16 protein-coding genes and 1 pseudogene are annotated in these 21,190 nt (G+C 69.4%); 9 read left to right on the top strand and 8 right to left on the bottom strand.

The annotated features are described in order from the left end of the window. Positions 1 to 2,923: 2,923 nt before the first annotated feature. Positions 2,924 to 3,139, top strand: a pseudogene (locus KVT45_RS57390) (hypothetical protein); the annotation flags it as partial. A 365-nt stretch (positions 3,140 to 3,504) separates the two neighbouring features. Here KVT45_RS57390 and KVT45_RS52595 read toward each other — a convergent pair. The 4 genes from KVT45_RS52595 to KVT45_RS52585 form a co-directional block, all read right to left on the bottom strand. Further along, positions 3,505 to 3,816, bottom strand: a complete 312-nt coding sequence (locus KVT45_RS52595; RefSeq protein WP_217561821.1) for a hypothetical protein — start codon at positions 3,814 to 3,816, stop codon at positions 3,505 to 3,507. 63 nt (positions 3,817 to 3,879) lie between these two features. After that, a complete protein-coding gene (locus KVT45_RS52590; protein WP_308311150.1) occupies positions 3,880 to 5,211 on the bottom strand; it encodes a cytochrome P450 in 1,332 nt (443 codons plus the stop codon). 219 nt (positions 5,212 to 5,430) lie between these two features. Next, positions 5,431 to 5,712 (bottom strand): DUF4259 domain-containing protein, encoded by a 282-nt coding sequence (locus KVT45_RS58600; protein ID WP_368857574.1) that lies wholly within the window; start codon positions 5,710 to 5,712, stop codon positions 5,431 to 5,433. A 484-nt stretch (positions 5,713 to 6,196) separates the two neighbouring features. Beyond that, on the bottom strand, positions 6,197 to 8,269 hold the full coding sequence (locus KVT45_RS52585; protein WP_217561817.1) for a glycosyl hydrolase family 28-related protein: 2,073 nt from the start codon (positions 8,267 to 8,269) through the stop codon (positions 6,197 to 6,199). Between the two features lie 491 nt (positions 8,270 to 8,760). Between KVT45_RS52585 and KVT45_RS52580 the strand changes: the two genes are divergently transcribed. From KVT45_RS52580 to KVT45_RS52560, 5 genes are all read left to right on the top strand, one after another. Continuing rightward, positions 8,761 to 9,075, top strand: a complete 315-nt coding sequence (locus KVT45_RS52580) for a hypothetical protein (protein ID WP_217561815.1) — start codon at positions 8,761 to 8,763, stop codon at positions 9,073 to 9,075. Positions 9,076 to 9,572: 497 nt separating this feature from the next. Then, positions 9,573 to 10,136 carry a DUF1440 domain-containing protein gene (locus KVT45_RS52575; RefSeq protein ID WP_217561813.1) on the top strand — a complete coding sequence of 188 codons (564 nt, stop codon included), beginning with the start codon at positions 9,573 to 9,575 and terminating at the stop codon, positions 10,134 to 10,136. 378 nt (positions 10,137 to 10,514) lie between these two features. Then, positions 10,515 to 11,069 (top strand): hypothetical protein, encoded by a 555-nt coding sequence (locus KVT45_RS52570; protein ID WP_217561811.1) that lies wholly within the window; start codon positions 10,515 to 10,517, stop codon positions 11,067 to 11,069. Continuing rightward, positions 11,029 to 11,928, top strand: a complete 900-nt coding sequence (locus KVT45_RS52565; protein WP_217561809.1) for an NAD-dependent protein deacetylase — start codon at positions 11,029 to 11,031, stop codon at positions 11,926 to 11,928. Before KVT45_RS52570 ends, KVT45_RS52565 begins: the two co-directional genes overlap by 41 nt. Before the next feature lie 216 nt (positions 11,929 to 12,144). Further along, on the top strand, positions 12,145 to 13,500 hold the full coding sequence (locus KVT45_RS52560; protein ID WP_217561807.1) for a mycothione reductase: 1,356 nt from the start codon (positions 12,145 to 12,147) through the stop codon (positions 13,498 to 13,500). Positions 13,501 to 13,671: 171 nt separating this feature from the next. Here KVT45_RS52560 and KVT45_RS52555 read toward each other — a convergent pair whose 3' ends face one another. From KVT45_RS52555 to KVT45_RS52540, 4 genes are all read right to left on the bottom strand, one after another. Beyond that, complete coding sequence (locus tag KVT45_RS52555) at positions 13,672 to 14,292, bottom strand: TetR/AcrR family transcriptional regulator (RefSeq protein ID WP_217561805.1); 621 nt, start codon at positions 14,290 to 14,292, stop codon at positions 13,672 to 13,674. A 61-nt stretch (positions 14,293 to 14,353) separates the two neighbouring features. Further along, positions 14,354 to 14,686 carry a nuclear transport factor 2 family protein gene (locus tag KVT45_RS52550; protein ID WP_217561803.1) on the bottom strand — a complete coding sequence of 111 codons (333 nt, stop codon included), beginning with the start codon at positions 14,684 to 14,686 and terminating at the stop codon, positions 14,354 to 14,356. A gap of 73 nt (positions 14,687 to 14,759) precedes the next feature. Next, a complete protein-coding gene (locus KVT45_RS52545) occupies positions 14,760 to 15,659 on the bottom strand; it encodes an SDR family oxidoreductase (protein ID WP_217561801.1) in 900 nt (299 codons plus the stop codon). A 61-nt stretch (positions 15,660 to 15,720) separates the two neighbouring features. Next, on the bottom strand, positions 15,721 to 16,461 hold the full coding sequence (locus KVT45_RS52540) for an SDR family oxidoreductase (RefSeq protein WP_217561800.1): 741 nt from the start codon (positions 16,459 to 16,461) through the stop codon (positions 15,721 to 15,723). Positions 16,462 to 16,682: 221 nt separating this feature from the next. On the opposite strand from KVT45_RS52540, the gene KVT45_RS52535 reads away from it, so the two are divergent. The 3 genes from KVT45_RS52535 to KVT45_RS52525 all read left to right on the top strand — a co-directional run bounded on the left by KVT45_RS52535 (position 16,683) and on the right by KVT45_RS52525 (position 20,439). Then, on the top strand, positions 16,683 to 18,314 hold the full coding sequence (locus KVT45_RS52535) for a phosphodiester glycosidase family protein (protein WP_217561798.1): 1,632 nt from the start codon (positions 16,683 to 16,685) through the stop codon (positions 18,312 to 18,314). A gap of 241 nt (positions 18,315 to 18,555) precedes the next feature. Next, positions 18,556 to 19,358, top strand: a protein-coding gene (locus KVT45_RS52530) for an IS5 family transposase (RefSeq protein WP_308311149.1) whose coding sequence is annotated in 2 segments (ribosomal slippage) — positions 18,556 to 18,894 and positions 18,897 to 19,358 — 801 coding nt in all. Because the reading frame shifts where the segments join, the coding sequence is not laid out codon by codon here. A gap of 409 nt (positions 19,359 to 19,767) precedes the next feature. After that, positions 19,768 to 20,439, top strand: a complete 672-nt coding sequence (locus tag KVT45_RS52525; protein WP_254648648.1) for a hypothetical protein — start codon at positions 19,768 to 19,770, stop codon at positions 20,437 to 20,439. Positions 20,440 to 21,190: the final 751 nt, after the last annotated feature.

Raw genomic sequence — 21,190 nt, 5'->3', positions numbered from 1 at the left:
CCAGCTGCTCAACGCCGTGTTCCTGCGGACGGCCGGGGTCCGGGAGGACGACGAGTCCTGGGGCGAACTGCTGGAGGTCACAGGCCCGGAAGCCATAACCAAGCCCCTGCTGACCGACGCCTTGCGCCGCTAACCCCCCGCTCCAGCACAGTTCCATCCGACGATCACCCGCCATGCTGCTGCCCCGGCCCTGCCCCAGCGCACCGAGGGTGACGGCTCACCTTTCCCATCCCCTTGCCTGCTTCCCGGAGCTCCGACAATGATCGCGCCTCGCATCCCCGACATCCTCAACATGACCGCCGCGAGCCTGACCGCGATCGCCCATGCCCCGTTGTGGGTCGTGCTCCTCTTGGTACTACCAAGCGCGCTCCCAGCCCTGGCCCGAAGCTTCAACGAGATCCTCGCTGCAATCTCCCACTCCCGCACGGAGTCGATGCGCCGTCGGCGCGCAGACGAACTCTTGGGCAAAGTCACTGACGCAGGGGCAGGCCTGGGACACCTCGAACGCGTCTGGCTCAAGGACTCACCAACCGCTACGCCGACCGACACCGCCCCGCCCCCCACCCCTCCAGGAGAAGACCCACCACCCGATGCACCCCCGTAACCGCAGATGCCGTCGAACGAGAGGCGGGCCATGGGCGACATGAGCTGCCCGGACGGGAATCACGGGCGCCGTACTGCCGACCGTAGCCGCCTCCACGTCCGCTTCCAGCTCCGTTTGAGAACACGGGTTGGGCGTACGCGCAAAGAACGGCCCAGCAGGACCATCCGCGTGAATCCCGGCACCCAATCAGCGGTACACCAGCACGTGCGTGCGCCGAACGGAGGACTTGTTGTCAGCGGGTCCAGGTTGGCTGCGCAGCGTGTACAAGATCTCGCTGAAATGCAGCTGCGGACGGTTCATGTCCCCCGATGGCCATGCCGGGCGTGGGGCCTTCCGCTGTGGGTGCGGCCGCGGAGGAGTCCGTGTCGTCGAGCGCATCGACTCGGTACGACGATGCACCTACGGAGACTGCCGGATCCTGGCAACCACTCCTGAACCTCTGAGGTTCTGCCCAGAGCACGAAGTCGAAGTGGCATGCCGACTGGGGCACCTCGCAGGAACACAGGTGCTGGAGCACTTCCTCGACCGCAGCCCTCGAACACGCTCACGACACTTTGGCCACACGCTGACCCCATTGCCGAAGACGACAAAGCAACCGTCTGTTGCCTACTTCGCGCGTCGAGAACGACTGATCAAGATCGGTACTACTGTCCAGCTACGCCAGCGGATGTCATCGCTGGCAACCGTGGTCCTTGCGACCGAGGCTGGAGACATCGTTCGAGAGACCCAGCTGCAGCAGCGTTTCACTCATCTGCTCGCCGTCGGCAGGGAATGGTCCAGCCCGGACCGGACCTCATCTCCTACATCAACGAACGCCGCCAGTCCGCAGGAGCGCCACCGATCCACGAATAACTCGTCCTGTCCCACCCAGGCAGAAGGAAGCCGCTCTGCCGCTGGTCCTTCAACGCGCTTGCCCTCGCCGCCGGACGGGGCGTGAAGTAGGGAGTGAGCGGCGTGGACGGCGAGACGGCATTGCCTGGCCCTCAGCGGGCTGGGCGGTGGGTGAGGAGAAGCCTCGCGGAACGACAGGCCGTGCGGGCGCAGGTACCTGGAGCGCCGGCACCTGCCCGGTCCGTGGCCGGTCAGCACGCGGCGGCTGGGCCGCGCGGGTGAGGACACGGGCGTTCGGAATCAGTGAGGCGCATGCCTCGCAGACCTCTTGGAGCGTCCAGACGCGGCCGATGAGGGGATCGTGCTGCAGAACCAGTGCCACGCCGCCCGCGCAGTGGGTAGCCGTGTCCGGGTGGGCGGCGCACTGTGAAGAGCCGCAGTGACACCAAGCGTTGGAGTGGACGGTAGCCACCCGTGCGTGAGCGGAGACGTGCTGAGCGGCGAAAGTCCGCAGGCGGGCAAGGTCGGCGGAGCGTGGCGGCATCCGGCATGCCGTGGTGCTGCAGGTGACCGTGGCAGTCCGGTCGGAATGCCCAGTCAGGCGGATCACCCAGACGCGACCGGGGACACGCTCGGTGGAGGGTTCGCTGGCAGCGGTCGTCACAGCCGTCCGTTCTGAAGAATCGATAACTTGAAGCAGTCCACTATGAGCTACCCGCCACCGGTTCGGACACCACCTCCGCGCTGACACCTGAGTCCTGACGGTGGACGAGTTCCGAGTAGATGACGGGCCAGACACCAGGAAATGGGAACTACGCGCCGCCAGGCCCCGACCGGGCGGCGAGGCCTTGGCCAGCGGGAGCGGCTCGGCAGCCGCGGCTAGGCGAGCGAGGCGAGACCGCTGCTCGCCGATACCGCAGCATCCATCCAGGGGACGCAGGGTGTCTGGTCGTACGGCGGTGACCGCGTCGACGTAGGCACGGCCGCCAAAGGCGATCAGGTCGCGCGCCGCGAGGATGCCGACTCCGGCCGCCTGCGCGCGCAGATACTCAACGCCGATATGGCCTGAGGTGTCCATCCGCTGCCCGTACGGCAGGAGTGCGTCGTCGAGCCGGACAAAGCCGTGCCGTGCGGAGAGGACGAGGACACCGACGGGACCGGCGATCCTCTCGGCGGCTCGTCGGCACATGAGGTGATACGAGCCGGTGCAGAGGCGGCGGGGTGGGGCGGTCCACTGCGAGCTTGGCCGCCGAACAGGGCAAAGCGCGCAGGTTCCAGGAATCTTGAGCGTCAAGCCGCAGGAACCCGTCCGGAAGTCAGTCAATCACATGACCTCGCGTACGGGTTGTGGGCTGCGAATCAGCCGTCATCGGGGTGGACGGGGCAAGGTCCGAAGCCTCAGCCCTGGCTGGCCGGCTGCACGTGCCGCCGGCTGCTTCGGCCGCTCCGGCTTCAGAGGGGGAGAAACATGAGTCACTCCCTCAGCCGGGCTTCGGCGGTGGAGGCCCCCACTACTACCTCGGCAAGTCCCTGGCGGTTTTGGAGATCGACCTGATCTTCCCCGCGATCGCCGACGCGATGCCGCGGCAACGACTGACCGGCGTCCCACGCGGGTTGCGCTCCGCATGGATCAACAGGGTCAATGGCCTTGAGGTTGATGGGGATCACCAAATTCAAAGACCCCTATCAAGGTGGCTACCTTGAGGTCAGCACGAGTTGACGTACATGGTGACGTACACCCCCGTTCCCCTCCTCAGTGGTGGTCGATCCAGTACGCCACCCAGGCCGCGACCCCGGTCGCCTACCCCGTGGGTCCGTAGATCCACTAGCCGTTTGCCCCAGGCGGTTGGCCCGCAGCCAGGCGTGGACGGCCTCGACGGACCCCAGCTTCCCAGAGGCTGGTAGGCCGAAAGAAACCGGGGCCAAGTCGTGAGCTGCGGCAGTCAGGCCGTCGCCTCGCCGTCCTCCTGGCACAGCGGGACGGCGCCGTCGGCGTGCTTGAGGGCCATGCGGACGACGACCAGCTCGGCGCCCTTGACGCCTTCCTGGTCGCAGCGCTCCCACCACCCCTACGCCTGTACGGCTTCCGTCGCCTTCCTCAACTCCTCGAACAGCTCGTCGTACCTGCGGACCTGCTTGAGCGTCCAGCCGGGCGTCTCTGGCCGGCCGCTGTGCTCCTTGCCCCATTCGGTCCCCTCAAGCCACCCGGGGTGCGGCTCACGAGACCACGGGAGCGTCTTCCGGCAGGCGCGGAGCGGCAAGTACAGCTCGGCGGCCTTGTGCAAGACCGCGCGCTCCCCGCTCACCAGCGCACAGGCCGTCTTGGACGCGCACCAGTGGCCGGCATCCCCTTCCTTCGCCGCGCCAAGGCTGATGGGCATCGCGCGCGAGAGGGATGACCATGCCGGCACCGTCCCTGAAAGTGGTGCCGCAAGAGACACGCCCTAGAGGCCGACCCCGGCTCGGGGGCGGACGGTCATCCGCAGGGCGCGCGGCCGTACGGTGAGCCGGGCGACCTGGCGGATGACCTGACCCTCGTCGAGTTCCAGCCGTACCGAACGCAGCATCGTCGCGAGCGCCGTGACCATTTCGGTGAGGGAGAAACGGTCCCCCATGCACTTGTGCTTGCCGTCCCCGAAGGGCACGAACGCGCCCGGCGCAGGCTCCTGAGCGGCGTCGGTCCACCGGTCCGGGTCGAAGGTGAGCGGGTCGGGGAAGCGCTCGGGATCGCGGTGCATGGCGTGCTGGCAGTAGGCCAGCTCGGTGCCGGCAGGCAGCGTCCACTCCCCGAGCCGGGTCTCCTCGGTGGTACGGCGGGTGACCAGCCAGCCGGGGTGGTGCAGCCGCAGGGTCTCGGTGATCACCCGGTCCAGGTACGGGAGCCGCATCATGTCGTCGAAGGTGACCGGCCGTTCGCCGAGGACCTCGTCCAGCTCGGCCAGGACCCGCGCCTCGATACCGGGGTTGCGGGCAAGCTCGTACAGGGTCCAGGCCAGCAAGGACGCGGTCGTCTCGGTGCCCGCCACCGCCAGGAGGAAGATCTCGGAGCAGATCTGATGCCCGGTCAGCGGCTCGCCGGTCTCCTCGTCGATGGTGCGCAGCAGCATGGAGAGCATGTCCCCGGTGTCGTGCCCGGAGGCCTGCAGTTCATCGACGGCGGTGCTGATGGTGGCGCGCACCTCGGCCCGGGCCCGGTCGAAGCGGCGGTTGAAGGGCAGCGGCAGGCGCTCGGCCCAGTCGGGCAGCATGATGCGCAGACCGACGCCGCTCATCACCACCGACACGTTGCTGCGCAGCCGGCGGAAGACGGCGTCATCGAGGCTACCGGCGAACACCGTCTTGGCCAGCATGTCGAGACTGAGCCCGACCATCGCCTCGTGTACGTCGAGGGGCCGCCCTCGCTCCCAGGCGGCGACGGTGGCCGTCACCTCGGCGCGCATGAGGTCGACGTACCGGCCGATCTCGGTGTGAGCGAACGCGGGTTGAAGCTGGCGGCGTCTGCGTACGTGGTCGCGGCCGGTAGCGGTGACCACGCTGTCGCCCAGCAGCTGGCCCAGCTTGTCGTAGAGCCGACCCTTGTCGAGACTGGGTCCCAGGGCCTTGAGCATCTGGTGGACCAGGGCCGGGTCCTGGACCACGATCGTACGCGTCCCGGGTTGCAGGATGATCTCGACAAGTGGTTCCCGCGTCTCGCGCAGCGAATCGATGAAGCCGAGGTTGTCGCGCATCTTCAGCGCGTGACCGATGAGCGGAAACGATCCTGCAGCCCGGGGTATGGGGGAAGGCGCAGGGACGTCACGGATGATCCCTTCACGACAGTCATAAGCACCCTTATGACTGCCCTCAAACTTCCCCAACACAACCCCGTCATGAACATGCCCTGCACCACGAGGAACAAACCGGCTGGTCACCACCAGCGCCAGACACCAGTACAGTCACCCCAACGGATGGCTTTGTAACTGAGGGTGGACTCTGGTCCACTTCGTGTGGCGCGGTTACTGCTCGTGACCGAGCGGTCCCAGGGCCTCCGTGATCCGTTGGACTTCGTGGCGCCGCAGAGCGGCGTCGGCACTGTCCACCCAGCCGGTCAGCATTTCCGATTCGTCGTGGAGTACACGCTGCAGAGCGAGCACGGCTGACGTGCGGAGAGCCAACGGGAGCTGCGGCAGAGGTTCTCCGGGTCCGTCATCAGGGTCGATCACAATCCCGCTGCCCGGGATTGTGCCGGCAACGAGAGCCGCGGCGGCCACCGCTTCGGTGCCGTCGCCGCCATCCACGTGTGCTCAGGAATCCGTGACTCGCTGGAATGCTCGCTCGAGCCGCACGGCCGAACATCCGGCGCTTGAGCATTTTGATCCGGTTGACATGGCCCTCCACGACGCCGGAGTTCCAAGGGAGGGTGAGGCCGGCGGTGACGGCGTCGAGGTCGCGCAGGAGGTGCTGAGCGAAGTGGCGGAGACCGGGTGGTTCGGTAGTGGCGCCGGCCGCTTCGATCCATTCGGGGAGTCGGTCGCCTTGCAGGTGAGTGAGCATGTGAGCGAAGGAGCGCACGTGCTCGGCGAGCGCTGTCAGTTCAGGTCAGTTGGCCAAGGCAGCTTTGAGCTGCTGCGCAGCGGCCCGCTGGACGCGTTTGGCAAGGCCCAGGCCGGCATCTGTCTCATCGGCATTCCGGCGGGAGGGCCACTGGGCGCGCGGGCCGTCTCCCACCAGTGGAGACGGCCCGCCGCCCTGCGGCTGCGTGGCTGCTTCGCCCGACGCACCTCACCAAGGGGCGGGGGCCGGTGGCGGGGCCACCGGAGGCCGGTCGTCGCAGGTGATGGTGTTCGGCAGTTCCCAGGACGCCAGCCAGGGGCCGGTCGTGCCGCCGCCGTCGTTGCCGCCGAGGTCGTTCACCGTGAACTCGGATCCGGATGCGGGGAAGTTGAAGGAGCCGCAGTTGTTGATGCCGACCGCGCCGACGTTGCGGGCGTCCACGTTCTCGAAGGACGCCGATCCGGCGGAGCGGGCGCTGAGCACGGAGGTGCCGGTACCGTCCACGCGGATGTCCTTGAAACGGACGCCTCGGATCGCGTACTTGTCCTTCACGGGGAAGTCGGAGACCAGCATGATGGCGTTGTAGGTGTTGTCCAGGAAGTGGTCGCCGGTGACCTGGATGTCGGCGTCGATGTCCCGCTCCAGGGCGTAGAACCAGATCGCGCCCAGGCCGATCCTCCAGTTGAGCTCGAACGGCCCTGACCGCACTGTGGTGTTGTCCGAGATCTCCAGATGTCCGGTGAACGGCTGCGCGCCGAACCGGGAGCCGACCTGGATGGCGCTGCCCTCTCTGATCGGGTCGGCTATGAGGTTGCCGGTGACCGTGTTGTCGGTGCCGCCGTACAGGGCGATGCCGTTGGCGAGGACCGGGGTCTGCACGGTGTTGTGGGCGAAGACGTTGCGCGCGTCGCCCGTCTTCTCCGACCACATGGCCAGACCGTCGTCGCCGGTGTTGCGGACAAAGGTGTCGGAGACACTCGAATCAGTGACGCCGGTGTGGAAGTTGAGACCGTCGGCGATCTGGTCGGCGATCTGGGTGCGGGTGACTCGCAGACTGGTCATCGGGCCGTCGAACCACATGCTGACCTTGGTGTGGTGAAGATAGAGGCCGTCGATCGTCGAGTCGCTGAGCGCCCCGCCGATGGCGTTGTCCTGGTCGGTGTCGATGCGTTCACGTACGTCGCCCTCGACGGCGAAGCCCGACAGGTGGACGTCGTGGCTGCCGCCGTCCCCGGTGTCCTTCCCGTAGAAGCCCACCCCGGTGTGGACCGAACCGTCCGGGGCGGGGGTGTCGAGGGTGACCTGGTGGCCCTTGACGATCGTGTACCAGCTGCCGGCCCCGGCGATCGTCACGTCGTCGACGACGATGTGGCGGTTCACCTGATAGGTGCCCGGCGGCAGGTACACCTTGAGGTGCCGCTTCTTCGCGTAGGCGATGGCCCGGTCGAAGGCGTCGCCCGCGTCACGCCGGCCGGTGGGGTCGGCTCCGAAGGCGATGACGTTCGCGGCATGCGTCTCGACGTGGGGCGCGCCGACGAGTTGTGTGTCGAGCAGGTCGATGACGGTCCAGGCGGCCGTGCTGCTCTTGGGCGCGGTGAGACGGACGGTGTCGCCGGCCGCGTACCGCTTGCCGAGCAGCAGTCTCTGCTCGTCGTAGAAGTGGCTCGGCCTGAACGGCTTGTCGATGGTGGGCGCCGGGGTGGTGGCAGCGGGCACGCAACCGCATTCGGTGATCCACCAGTCGGGGTGCAGCAGGTCGCCCTGGGGGTCGTTGCTGAACGGGTACTGGTTGTAGAGCCAGGAGTACTGCGAGGTGAGGGTCATCGTGGTGCGGTGCCGGCCGTCCACGGAGACATCGAGGGGCGCGGTGATGCCGCCGCCTGCGGGAGCGTCGGGGATGCTGTACCGCACCGTGAGAGCGTTGGCCGCGCGCGGCAGGGTGAACTCGACGTACTGGCCCGGCTTCAGGCGCACCGCCGTGCGGCCGGATGCCTCCGAGGGCAGCGTGTAGGCGGTACGGTCCGGGCCGATGACGGTGCCGTCCGTCGCCGCGTTCTCCGCCTCCTGTTCGTCGAAGTCCACCGCGGCGCCCCGCCCCGCGACAAGGGCGGGGTCGAGCCCGGCCCGGGTCACCACCGGGAGGCCCTCACGGCCGGCGTGCCACGACACCGCCGGGGCCGGAGCGCCGAGGCCGAGCACGAGTCCGGCGGTGACCGCGGTCAGCGCCACCAGAGTCCGAGCCGGTCTTCGCGCACGGCCTCTCAGCCGCTCCGCAGCCACGTGGTGGGTGAACCGCGCCATCGGATTCTCGTTTCTGTAGGAGCGGAGGTCACCGAGGGCAGCTCGGTGCGCGGCAGCACGACGGGAACAGCCCGTGCCGCTGCGTACCGGGACATTAGGGCGCGACAGGACGACCGGACAAGACAACGGACACTTCTTTCCACTCATCGGTCTGCATCCTGCAAGCGATTGTCGATTACTTGCGCGCGGATCTCATTCCACAGAAAGCCGCGCTCAAGCTTCGGAGCTGGGCCGGAAGCGTTCCTCCGCCCGTCGGCAACGGAAGCAGCGGGCGGCCTCGAACCATTGCTCATCGGTCTGTGACCTGCGATGATCCACTCTCGATTCGTGTTCACGGGGGAGTCCGAAGCGTGGGACCTTTGAGACCGGGCAGTCACCACACCCTGTCCCGTCGGAGCCTGAAACGACCGCGCACCACGCTCCTGACGGCACTGGGCATCACCGCCATCTTCGTTACGGGGTGCGGAAGTTCCAGCGACGGCGGACTGCCGGTGCGGCTGGTCAACGAGTCGGCCTGGGGTGCTCGCGTGCTCGGCTGTCCGTCATGCGGAGAGCGCGGCGTCACGGTCGAGGGCGACTCCGACCGAACGTCGGACGAGGGCGGCGGTACCTACGTCGGGTGGACCGAAGAACGCGCATGGCCTGAGACGTACAGGGTGGTCGTCCGGGGAGTGGAGTCGGTCTGCCCCGTCATCGACCCCGAGCCCGGCGAAGCAGACGGCGAAATCGGCACCCGAGACATCATCTACGTAGTGGACAAGACCGGGACGTGTGTCGCAGGCCCGGCAAGCATGGACGACATCTGACGTCGGGAGGTGCGGGGGTCGACCGCGTCTCGAGGTACGACACGAAATCGTCCGCAGGCGGCCGTCGTATCTCAGACCCGCATGCCCGGGGCCGAGGCGGGAGTCTGCTCGGCACGCGGCCTCGCGACGGCGAGCTGCCGCGCGGGCATCCGCCCGGCGCCCATCGACGCCCACCAGCGCCCGGGCGACGCCTTCGGCGGAGGCCGACGCCGACGCCGACGGCGCCTCCGGACACCACCGACCCTGAACCGCCACAGTCCCTCACGCCACCCGACTGCAGTACACGCGTCCCCTGGTGTCGTCCGACACGGCAGGACGACACCGGGGGACGTGGAAGCCGCTGAAGACCCGTGTCGAAGGGCTTGCGCCCCTGTCCGCCACCGGTCGGTCCGGGCGCCACGGTGGTGCGTTCCTGGGGTGCGGGCGCAGGTGACCAGTGGGATCCTGTACTTCCTGGAAGCCAAGGAGGGCGACAGCGCGGCCCTAGGCACCGGCAGTTGCCCGAGGTGGTTGAAGTGATGGGCATCATGGGAACCAGACGTCCACGACGAGGGCCCCTCACGCCGCTGGCCGCCGTCGTCGACGGCGTCGTCGCCGGTGTCGCGGGGACGGTATGCATGGATGCCACACGCTATCTGCGATATCGCCGCGCAGGAGGCACCGAGAGTCCCAAGGACTGGGAGTTCGCACCGGTCGAGGGCTGGGAAGAGGCCCCGGAACCGGGCAAGGTGGCGAAGCGGCTTCTGGAGGGGTTCACCCAGCGCGAGGTCCCTGACCGGTGGGCATGGCTCATCAGCACCGCGATGCACTGGTCCTACGGCTCCGCCTGGGGTGCGCTGTACGGGATCGCTGCCGGATCGGTCCGGCGCCCGAACCCGTTGCTCGGCATTCCCTTCGGCGCGGCTGTGTGGGCCAGTGCGTATCTGGTCCTCCCGCAGGCCGGGCTCTACAAGCCGATCTGGAAATACAGCCCGAGGACATTGGCTGACGACCTGAGCGCACACCTCGTGTTCGGTCTGGGAGCCGGGACCTGCTTCTGGCTCACCAGCAGACACTGCTGACGTGGCGCTCCGCGAGAGTCCCGGCGCGCCGCGTCGGCCCCGCAACCGCCCAGACGGCCAATCGCCATCAACGCCTTGCCGGGCTTCGGACAGGGCCGTTCACCTGCGACCTCCTGCGGCCGGGGACGGCCCTCTCCCCTCCGTGCGGGAACAGCACCTGCCGGCGTCGTGGAGTGTCGACGCGGCGCAGGCCCCCGCGTGGCCCGTACCGAATTCACTCGTTTGACGGAGCGGCATACCGCCGTGTCACCCCCATCTCGCCCGAAAGCGTTCCGCTCCAGGCACCTTCGCCCGCTCAGACGTTCCGCAGGCGGTGCCAGGCCGCCGGTCCACGAGGTCGAGTCCGTCCTCGTCGAGCCGTACGGGGATCTGGTCCGCTTGGCCCACCTCGTCCTGCCCGCCGCTCTCGGCCGCCACCGGCGGGTGGTCGTCGCCCACTCCCTGGTGCAGCGGGCGCTGACGGGAGCGCGGCCGGATGCCGGCACGGCGGTCCCGCCCCCGCGCAAGGAGCGGCCGGGCGGAGCGCCCGTCGCACAGGCGCCGCTCGTGGCGGTGGTGCGCGGCGCGCTCTCGTACGACCGTGGTCCGCGCCGGCGCCTGATACCGCTGCTGCCCCGGCTGCTGCCGGTGGTGGGCCTGAGACTGTTCCCCCGGTCCGACGGCGCCGACGAACTCACCCTCGCCCTGCGGCTGTCGGGGGTGACCGCGGCCGACCGTGTGTCGACGTGTGAGCAGTGGGTTCGCCTCCCGCACGTAGAGCACCTCAGGCACGTAGAGCACGTGGAACGCCTGGAGGCGGGCCCAGGGTGGTGCCCGAGGTGGAAGGCCGTCTCGCTCTCGGCCGGACTGCGGAGCATGCTGTGGGGCGCCGCCGACTCCGTACCCTGGCGGCATGCGCATGCGCCCCACCCTGAGCTGGACCCCTGCCGCTGATCTGCCGCCGGGCACCACCGATCTGGAACCGGTCGTCCGCGCACTGAGCACCGGCGGTGTGCTGGTGCTCAGCGGCGCGGGAATCTCCACGGAGTCAGGCATCCCGGACTACCGGGGCAAGGACGGGAGCCTGAGCCGGCACACCCCGATGACCTACCAGGACTTCACCGGCAGCGCCCACGCGCGTCGCCGCTACTGGGCGCGCAGCCACCTCGGCTGGCGCACCTTCGGCCGCGCCCTCCCCAACGACGGGCACCTGGCCGTGGCCGCTTACACGCGGCACGCCCACGTCTCGGGTGTGATCACCCAGAACGTCGACGGCCTGCACCAGGCCGCCGGCAGCGAGGACGTCGTGGAACTCCACGGCAGCCTCGACCGGGTCGTCTGCCTCTCCTGCGGCGCCTTCAGCCCCCGCCGCGAACTCGCCCGGCGGCTGGAGGCCGAGAACCCGGGCTTCGACCCGGTGGCCGCCGGAATCAACCCGGACGGTGACGCCGACCTCACCGACGCGCAGGTCGGGGATTTCCGCATCGTGCCCTGCGCCCATTGCGGCGGCGTCCTCAAACCGGACGTGGTGTTCTTCGGCGAGGCGGTTCCGCCGCAGCGCGTCGAGCACTGCCGGCGGCTGGTCCGTGACGCGTCCTCACTGCTGGTCCTGGGCTCCTCGCTGACGGTGATGTCCGGGCTCCGGTTCGTCCGCCAGGCGCACCAGGAGGGAAAGCCGGTGCTGATCGTCAACCAGGACCCGACCCGGGGCGACCCGCTCGCCCTCACCCGGGTCGCGCTCCCCCTCGGGCCGGCCCTGACCACCGTGGCCCACCGGTTGGGCATCCCGGTCGGCGGCGGGTCCGCGGACTGAGGCGGCGCCCACCCGGTGAGCGGTCACAGCCGTTTCACCCGGAAGCGCAGCCGCAGGAAGGGGCGGTGTCCGGACGCACCGGCCGCGGGTCCGGGTCGTCCTCATGTCCGGCAGTGGTGGAAAGCGGTGCATGCGAACAGAATTGTGATCCGCGGGACCGTCTTCTCACAGCCGCGCGCCGCAACGCCGGTGTCCCGCCGACGGAGGGTGGAAGACATGCGGCACTACGATCTCGTCGTCCTGGGGGCAGGCAGCGGCAACATGCTGCTGTCCGAGGAGTTCGATCGTCTGCGGATCGCCATCGTCGAGCCGGATCGTTTCGGCGGCACGTGTCTGAACCGGGGGTGCATACCGAGCAAGATGTTCGTCGTCGCCGCGGACGCCGCCGAGGGAGCGCGGGAGGCGCGGCGTCTCGGTGTCCACGCGAGCGTCTCGCACGTCGACTGGAAGTCCGTCCGGGACCGCGTGTTCGACCGCATCGATCCGTTGCACGAGAGTGCGGTGGAATACCGCAGAAGCCAGGGCGTCGACGTATTCACCGAGGCGGCCCGCTTCGTGGCCCCGAAAGTGCTGGAGGTCGGGGCGGAGCGGATCACCGCCGAGACGTTCGTCGTCGCGGTGGGGTCGCGGCCGGTGGTGCCGGACATCCCGGGGCTCGACACCGTGCCCTTCCACACCTCGGACACGATCATGCGGATCGACGACCTGCCCGCCTCCATGCTGGTGCTCGGCGGCGGTTTCATCGCGGCCGAGTTCGGCCACGTGTTCGCTTCGTTCGGTGTGGACATCACGATCGTGCAGCGCGGGCCACGTCTGCTCATGGCGGAGGACGAGCAGGTGTCGCAGCGCTTCACCGAACTCGCCGCACAGCGGCACCGTGTGCTGCTCGGTTCCGAGGTGACCTCCGTCGGACCGAAGGGGGACGGCGTGGCGGCACGGGTGTCCTGTCCGGACGGTGAGCACACCGTCGAGGCCGGCATGCTGCTGGTGGCCGTCGGCCGCAGGCCCAACACCGACCGGCTGCGGGCCGTCGACGGCGGGCTGGAGCTGGACGAACACGGCCACATCGTCACCGACGACGCCTACCGCACGTCCGTGCCGGGGGTGTGGGCACTCGGCGACGCGGTGAACCACTTCCAGCTCAAGCACGTGGCGAACGCCGAGTCGCGGGTGGTGCGGCACAACATCCTCCATCCGCAGGACGTGCGGACGCTGCCGAACACGGTGGCGCCGCACGCGGTGTTCACCCACCCGCAGATCGCCGGTGTCGGCCTCACGGAACAGGAGGCTCGGCGGCGCGGCATCGACTTCCTGGTGAGCGTCCGCGACTACGCCCAGACCGCCTACGGATGGGCCCTGGAGGACACCACCAGCTTCGTCAAACTCCTCGCGAGCCCCGCCGATCGCATGCTCCTGGGCGCGCACATCATCGGGCCCCAGGCCGCAACGCTCGTCCAGCCCCTGATCCAGGCCATGTCCCTGGGACTGACGGTGGACCGGATCGCGCACGACGTCATGTACATCCATCCGGCTCTGACGGAGGCCGTCGAACAGGCGCTGCTGGAGCTGTAGTCAGGCGTGGCTGACGGGACGCGTGCTGCCGGGTGAGGTTGCGGGTGAGGGTGATGTGGCGTGCAGCGGCACGAGGGGGTGAGCCGCCCGGGGCGGTGACGACGGGGCCGATCAGGCGGTGCCGATCACGCGGTGACGTCGATCTGGGCGGCGCTGACCGACATCACCGGACTACTTCGGGCGGACTCCGTCCAGCAGGTTGTTCACGAGTCCGACGATGAAGTCGTCGGTGACGGGTTCGTCGGGGATGAGCAGTCGGTGGTAGACGGCACCCCAGAGCTGGTCGACGAGAATCTGCACGTCGATGTCGGCACGGATCTGGCCGAGTTCCTGGGCTCGGTGGAGACGTTCTCCCGCCAGCCGGCGCCGCTGCGACGAGTAGAGCTTGCGGTAGGCGGTGGCCAGGTCCTGGTCCGTCTGTGACTCGCCGATGAGCTCGGCCAGGACGCGACCTCCCGGGGTCTGGGTCATGACCTGGGCGAAGGCGCGGAGCTGGGCGAGCAGGTCGGCGCGGATGTCCCCGGTGTCGGGGAAGGCGAGCGTGTCCTCGACGGCGTGGAAGTAGCCGTCGAGACAGAGCGCACCTCGGGAGGGCCACCACTTGTAGAGGGTGGTCTTGCTGACGCCCGATGCGCGGGCGACGCGTTCGAAGGTGAGGTCGGCGATGCCTTCGCCGAGCAGCAGCTCTCCGACGGTGCGCAGGACGTCCGCCCGAACCTCGTCCGCGGGCCGGCGCCCGCGTCCGCGGCCGCTGCCCTCCCCGGCGGTGAGTCGGTGCGTATCGTTCGCCATGTGTGCTCCTGCTCGGTTGCCGGGGGGGCGGATCGGTTTCTGTGTCAGGTCACGCGCGGTGTCACGGAGCGATCCGCAGGCTCGCGATCAGCCCGTCGCGCAGGGCGAAGGTCATGGGGCCGGTGCCGTTGTAGCCGTTGCCGGTCACGGTCAGCGTCGCGACATAGGTGTCGGACGACGCGCCGGGCTCGATCGCGTCCAGCGTGAGATGCGCCTGCACGCCCATGTTGTCGGTCCGGTCCCAGGCGCGCACGCCGTCGCGGCCGTGGTACTCGCGGCCCCAGTCGTCGAGCTCGGCGTCATGGGTGAACGCGGCGGCGAACGCCTCGGCGTCACCGCGGTTGGTCGCCTCGACGAAGGTCTGGATGGCTGCGGGGATTTCGATGATGCTCATGGTAAACGTCTCCACCGTGAGTGGCCCCGGGACGCACGGTCTGAGGTCCTCTTGGCGTCCCGGGCCTGGGATTTCAGCTCTGGACGGTGAGCAGGTCGGCGAGGCCGATGCGGGTGAGGAAGCCGCGGCGGATACGGTCGGCGGTCGCGGAGACCTCCTCGGATCCGTCGTCGGCAGGGTCGACGTGCACACGGTAGGGGCGCTTTCCGGCGGGCATGGCGACGATGCGGGCGATCTCCTCGGCGACGAGCGACGCGGGCGCGTCCTCGGGAGCGAGGGCGGCGAGCTTTGTCGCCACCTGCTCCATCAGGCCGGGGTACCGGCTCTCGTACTCGGCCTCGACGGCGGTGTCGTCGGGGTGGCCGGAGTGAGCGAAGTGGTTCGTGCCGCTGGTGAACGAACCGGGGACGACGATCGAGGTCTCCACGCCCCAGCGGGCGAGTTCGCCGGCGTAGGACACCGCGAGGGAATCCATGGCGGCCTTGGCCGCGAAGTAGGGGGCGAGGTAGGGCGGGGTGCCGCCTTTGACGCTGGTGCTGGACACCCAGAGCACCAGTCCTCGCCGGCGCCGGCGCATCCCTGGCAGCACGGCGCGGTTGACACGCTGGGTGGACAGGACGTTCACGTTGTAGAGCTCGGCGAGTTGGTCGGGGGTGAAGGCTTCGGCCGGCCCGGTCACCATGTGCCCGGCGTTGTGGATCAGCACGTCGACGCGGCCGTGCTCGGCTTCGATCTGTGCGACGGCGGTGTCGACCGAGAGCTGGGAGTTCACGTCGAGCTCGATGGACCGCAGGTCGACGTGGTGCTCGTCGGCGTAGTGGGCGGCGGCCCGGACCTGGGGCGCGTTGCGGCCGGTGGTCTGGCGCATGCCGGCGTAGACGGTGTGGCCGGCGTCCGCCAGCGCACGGGCGGTGAGTGCTCCGAAACCGCTGGAGGCGCCGGTGATGACGACGACGTTGCCGGTGGTGGACATGGGCGTGGTTCCTTTCCTCGATGACAGTGCAGGGGCGGGGTGGTGCGGGTAGGGCGGGGGATCAGGCAAGTCCGCCGTTGGCGTAGAGGACCTGTCCGTTGACCCAGCGCGCGGGACCGGCCAGGAACGAGACGACCTCGGCGATGTCCTCGGGCCGGCCGAGCCGCTCCAGCGGGGTCGCCTTGGCGAAGTTCGCGATGGTGGCGTCGTCCTTGCCGTCCAGGAACAGCGGTGTGGCGGTGGGGCCGGGCGCGACGGCGTTGACGGTGATGTCCCGGCCGCGCAGCTCACGGGCCAGGATCAGGGTCAGGCCCTCGACCGCGGCCTTGCTGGCGACGTAGGCGCCGTAGCCCGGCAGCTGGGTACGGACCACCGAGGTCGAGACGTTGACGATCGCGCCACCCGGGCGGACCCTGCGTGCCGCCTGCTGGGAGACGACGAAGGTGCCGCGGATGTTCGTACGGTGCATCCGGTCCAGGTCGGCGAGGTCGAACGTCGCGACGGGCGACAGGATCATGATGCCGGCGGTGTTCACGACCACGTCGATGCCGCCGAAGGCCGACTCGACCGCGTCGAAGGCCGCGCTCATCGCACTCTCGTCGGCGATGTCGCCGCCCACGGCCAGGGCCCTGCTGCCGGCGGCGGTGATCGCGGCCACGGTGTCCTCGGCCCTGGCCTTGTTTCCCGCGTACTGCACGGCGACCGCGAAACCGTCCTCGGCGAGCCGTTCGGCCGCGACGCGGCCGATGCCGCCCGAGCCTCCGGTGACCAGTGCGACACGGTCGGTGGTGGGGGTGCTCATAGGGATCTCCTTTTTCACGTACGCCTAAATGAACGACACGTTCATATAACCATGAAATGAACGTGCCGTCCATATCGGAGCGGGCGTGTCGGATGTCGTACAGGCTTTTCCACCAGGTGTCCGCCGCTTCACGCAGGGGTCTTGGTGTCGGCCTGGGATGGCGGGGCGGTGCGGGCAGGACGGGTGGCGCCGCACACGTCCAGTCGTACGTCAGGAGAGGCATGTCTGTCAGAGCCGAGACGTTCGGGTACGCGGTACGGGGTGCGCGCCGCAGGGCGGGACGGGGGTTCGTGCTGGGGACCGTGCTGGCCCTGGTCGCGTTCGTTCCGCCGGCCGGCGCGAGCACGCGGACCGGGCACGCCGCCGCGGATGCGGTCGCGTGGACCATTCGGTACGTGGCGCCCGGGGTGGAGGTCCGTACCGGAGTGGTCGGTGACCCGCGGGCCGCTGGTGCGTGGACCGTCACCGTCCAGGCCCCGGCCGTCAACCGCCTCACGGGTGCCGCCACCTGGGCCCCGCTGGGTGACCGCGGGTGGGCCGACACCACCGCCGGGCAGTTGCGGGCCGCCGGGTTCGCGCCGCGCGTCGAGCGGGTGACCTGGGACCAGTACGCCGACACGCCGCACGGCACGATGGGCTGGCAGGTGAGAGTCGGCGGGTACGCCACGCAGGCCGAGGCGGGGACGCTGGGCTCGGCGATGTCGGCCGCCGGTTTCCGTACCTCCGTCGAGTGGACGGGCTACGACGGACGCCGGCCCGCCGACGCGGAACGCGTCCACGTCGCCGTCGTCGATCCGGCCCGGCTGCGCGGCACGATCGAGGTGAGTGACGGCGGGGACGCCGCCGACCGCGAGAAGACCTCGACGGTGGCCGCCCGTCTGGGCTCCCTGGTCGGCGTCAACGGCGGCTTCTTCGTCACGTCCGACGCGGACGGCGTCCAGGGCACCTCGGCGGGGCTGTCCGTGGTACGCGGCGAGTTGCAGTCCATGGCGGCCGGTTCCCGTGCCGCGCTGATCCTCGCCGACGGCGGACGGCACGTCCGGGTCGCGGACCTGTCCACCACTGTGACCGTCCGTTCCGGCTCGGCCGTACACGCGGTGCAGGGCATCAACCGGGTCCCGGGCAAGGTGCGCAACTGCGGCCGCCCCGGCGCCGTACCCACCGAACTCCCCCGGCAGGACGTCACCTGCTCGCTCGCGGACGACCTGGTGAGGTTCACCTCCGAGTTCGGGGCGCCCCTGCCGACCGGCACCGGTGTCCAGGTGGTCCTCGACCGGCACGGTGTCGTCGTCTCCCAGGGCGACCGCGGCGGCTCCGTGCCCGCCGACGGCTCGGTCCTCCAGGGCACCGGGACCGCAGCCGCCTGGCTCGCCGAACACGCCGCAACGGGCCGCCGGCTGGAGCTGCAGGAGACGGTCCGGGACGCCTCGGGCAGGCAGGTCCGGCTCGGCCCCGACGACAGCGTCGTCAGCGCCGCCCCGACCCTGGTCGAGGACGGCCGCGTCCACATCGACGCCGCCGCCGAGGGCACACTCGACCCGCTCGACCTCTCCTTCGGGTTCGCCTGGTCCAACGTGCGCCAGCCGCGCACCCTCGCCGGCATCGACGGTCGCGGGCGGCTGCTCTTCGTGACCGTCGACGGTCGGCAGCCCGGTGTGAGCGAGGGCTTCACGCTCGCCGAGGCCGCCCGGTTCATGCGCTCACTCGGCGCGGTACAGGCCCTCAACCTGGACGGCGGCGGCTCCACCGCCATGGCCGTCGACGGCAGCCTCGTCAACACCACGTCCGACGCCACCGGCGAGCGTGCCGTCGGCGACACGGTCCAGGTCCTGCCGCGCACCGGACAGGACTGACCACCCGCGCGGGGCACCTTCGAGGCGCCGCGCCCCCTCTCCGCCGCCCCGGCCCCCCGGCGGGCGGCGGAGCTGCGCGCATGGCAACCCGGCGGCCAGGCGGTGTGCGAGGCCGAGGCCGAGGCCGAGGCCGACCGGACGCAGCCCCCGGTACACGCTCGTGGAGTACGCCGCGTTCGAACGCGACCGCCAGGTCGTCCTAAGAGGTCATCTCATTTGGTGTGTTCGATAGCCTGCTGGCGTGGGATTCGTTGAGCGGCTGGTGCCGGACGAGCTGTGGGAGCTGTTCCAACGCGTGGTCCCGGAAGCGCCGACCCGGCCTCAAGGAGGCGGCCGCCGACATGGCGACCGGGAGGTGCTGGCTGCGATCGTGTTCGTGGCGACGTCGGGCTGCACGTGGCAGCAACTGCCCTCCCCTTCGTTCGGGCCGTCGGGAGCCACGGCCCACCGTCGCTTCGCCGAGTGGTCGAAGGCCCGGGTGTGGGCGAAGCTCCATCGTCTGGTCCTCGATGAACTCGGCTCCCGCGGTGAACTGGACTGGTCGCGTTGCGCGATCGATTCGGTGAACATGCGGGCCCTGAAAAGGGGGACTTGACAGGTCCGAATCCGGTGGACCGGGGCAAGTACGGCTCGAAGATCCATTTGATCACGGAGCGGACCGGACTGCCCCTGCCTGTCGGGATCTCCGGTGCAAACCTGCACGACAGTCAGGCCCTCGAACCGCTCGTGCGGGGCATTCCGCCCATCCGTTCCCGTCGCGGGCCTCGCCGGCGACGGCCGGCCAAGCTTCACGGCGACAAGGGCTACGACTACGACCACCTGCGCCGATGGTTACGCCAGCGTGGGATCAGGCACCGCATCGCACGCAAAGGCATCGAGTCCTCCGAGCGCCTGGGGCGGCACCGTTGGACCGTCGAACGGACCATGACCTGGCTCGCCGGATGCCGCCGCCTGCACCGCCGCTACGAACGCAAGGCCGCCCACTTCCTGGCCTTCACCAGCATTGCCTGCACCCTCATCTGTTTCCGCAGACCCACCAAATGAGATGAGCTCTTAGCCGCCGTCACACGAAGATCGACAGTGACGCCGCGTACGTGACCACAAGAAGTGGACCAGAGCCCGAAGCGCACTGAGTTACAAAGCCAGGCGCACCACCGGCCGCTGACGCGTACCTTCTGTTCGGCCTGGCCCGTCACTGTTTCCGCCGTGGTGACGGACCAGACGGCTCCTCCGCGGGCCAAGCGTGACGGGAAGGCTGACCCTTCAACTCCACCCGACACATCCACTAGCAACGCCGTGGGGACCCCGTTCCGTCTCGGTCTCGTGCTGCTCGGGCTGAACCTGTCGACGGTCGTACGCCGGGTGTGCGTCTGCGCGCCGTACCCCGCTCGGTACGGCGCCGGCCGGGTAGGGCAGCATCTGCTCAGTCGTCGCCGTACCGTGAGGGGCCATCATGCTGTCCACCCGCCGCGCCATGCCGATCGTGGTGCTGTCCTGCCTGCTCCTCGCGGGCTGCAAGTCCGCTTCGCTGGGCGGCCTGTCGCCGTCGCAGAGCGCGACCTCGTCAGGAGCCGCCTCGGGAGCGAGCGGGGCGGGCGGCGCGGCGCGGGCGATCGCGGTGGGGGCCGGCCCGCAGAAGAAGTACACGGTGCAGCAGCAGCCGGCCGCCGGATCGTGCCATTACCGGTACGAGAAGGGCGAGCCGCTGGAGGACCCGGCCTGCACCCCGGGCGCGATATCCCCGGCCGTCACCCAGGCCAACCTGAAGACGACGATCTGCCGCAAGGGCGGCTACACCTCCGGTGTACGCCCCTCCACCTACGTCACGGGCAAGGAGAAGAAACTCGACGCCGCCTCCTACGGCTACACCGAAGCCATGGGGGAGGCCGAGTACGACCACCTGATCAGCCTGCAGCTGGGCGGTGACCCGAACGACCCGCGCAACCTGTGGGTCGAACCAACCGACCCGGGCCACAAGAACAGTCAGGGCGTCAACAACAAGAAGGACCCCGTGGAGACCAAGCTGCACACCGCGGTCTGCGCGGGCAGGGTCACCCTCGCCCAGGCCCAGCAGGCCATCGTCACCGACTGGACCACCGCCCTCACCACGCTCGGCCTCAGCTGACACCACGGCCCGGCCGTACGAACATCGCGCGGTGCGCGGGATGGTGTGCGATCGTGAGGGTGTCCGGGCCCGCTGCTCTCCCCCGTAGCTGCGGGCCCGTACTCGTGTCTCAGTGGGCGAGGGTGACAGTGATGGGCTGGTCGGGGCAGGCAGCGAGGCGCTCGGCGAGCGCGGTCTGCTCGGCGGGGTCGATGCTCAGCTGGTAGCGGGTCTTGTCGGCGACCCAGTTGGTGAGGTAGGTGCACCAGTAGCCGGCGTACGGCGCCAGCTACTCGGTCGGGTCCTTGTCGGCCTTGGACCGGTTGGAACCGCGTGAGTTCGCAGAATCCTGGAGCTGCGCCGCCACGAACCCGCACGTTGGTTCCGTTTCTGAGGAGGCTGGCGTCCGGGTTCCGGCTTGGAACCGTTCAGTTTCTGGTAGCCGCTCCTCGGAGCGGCGCGGCCGCTCTGCGAAAACTGCTTGGGACGTCCAGCATGCGCTGGCAAGGTGGCTCCTTGTGCCTGCAACAGACGCGCCAGAGAAGCTGCGCGAGCACTTCAAACGCCGCAGCGCGGACAAGAGCTGGTCGATCATCAGGGAATGGGTGCGCTTGACGGCACAGACCTGCCGCGCGCCTGTCGTTGTGCCCACTCGGCCCTGTCAGGCACCGACCTCTTGGTAAGCAACGCGGCGCGGCATCAGGAAGCTGGCTGCCAGGGCGACGGCGAAGCAGGCGATGGTGAGCCACAGGGCGTGCTGGAAGGGCGGAGT

It is taken from the genome of Streptomyces sp. GbtcB6 (assembly GCF_019091475.1).
In the GTDB taxonomy this organism is placed as follows: domain Bacteria; phylum Actinomycetota; class Actinomycetes; order Streptomycetales; family Streptomycetaceae; genus Streptomyces; species Streptomyces hyaluromycini.
The sequence above is the reverse complement of the archived record's forward strand: the minus strand, read 5'-3'. Positions and strand labels throughout refer to the sequence as shown.

Bases quoted from the DNA above. Each gene is read 5' to 3' on its own strand.
- KVT45_RS52535 (WP_217561798.1), top strand. From the start codon at position 16,683: ATGTCTGTCAGAGCCGAGACGTTCGGGTACGCGGTACGGGGTGCGCGC.
- KVT45_RS52555 (WP_217561805.1), bottom strand. From the start codon at position 14,292: ATGGCGAACGATACGCACCGACTCACCGCCGGGGAGGGCAGCGGCCGC.
- KVT45_RS52585 (WP_217561817.1), bottom strand. From the start codon at position 8,269: ATGGCGCGGTTCACCCACCACGTGGCTGCGGAGCGGCTGAGAGGCCGT.
- KVT45_RS52540 (WP_217561800.1), bottom strand. From the start codon at position 16,461: ATGAGCACCCCCACCACCGACCGTGTCGCACTGGTCACCGGAGGCTCG.
- KVT45_RS52525 (WP_254648648.1), top strand. From the start codon at position 19,768: ATGCTGTCCACCCGCCGCGCCATGCCGATCGTGGTGCTGTCCTGCCTG.
- KVT45_RS52550 (WP_217561803.1), bottom strand. From the start codon at position 14,686: ATGAGCATCATCGAAATCCCCGCAGCCATCCAGACCTTCGTCGAGGCG.
- KVT45_RS52545 (WP_217561801.1), bottom strand. From the start codon at position 15,659: ATGTCCACCACCGGCAACGTCGTCGTCATCACCGGCGCCTCCAGCGGT.
- KVT45_RS52565 (WP_217561809.1), top strand. From the start codon at position 11,029: ATGCGCATGCGCCCCACCCTGAGCTGGACCCCTGCCGCTGATCTGCCG.
- KVT45_RS52560 (WP_217561807.1), top strand. From the start codon at position 12,145: ATGCGGCACTACGATCTCGTCGTCCTGGGGGCAGGCAGCGGCAACATG.
- KVT45_RS52595 (WP_217561821.1), bottom strand. From the start codon at position 3,816: ATGCCCATCAGCCTTGGCGCGGCGAAGGAAGGGGATGCCGGCCACTGG.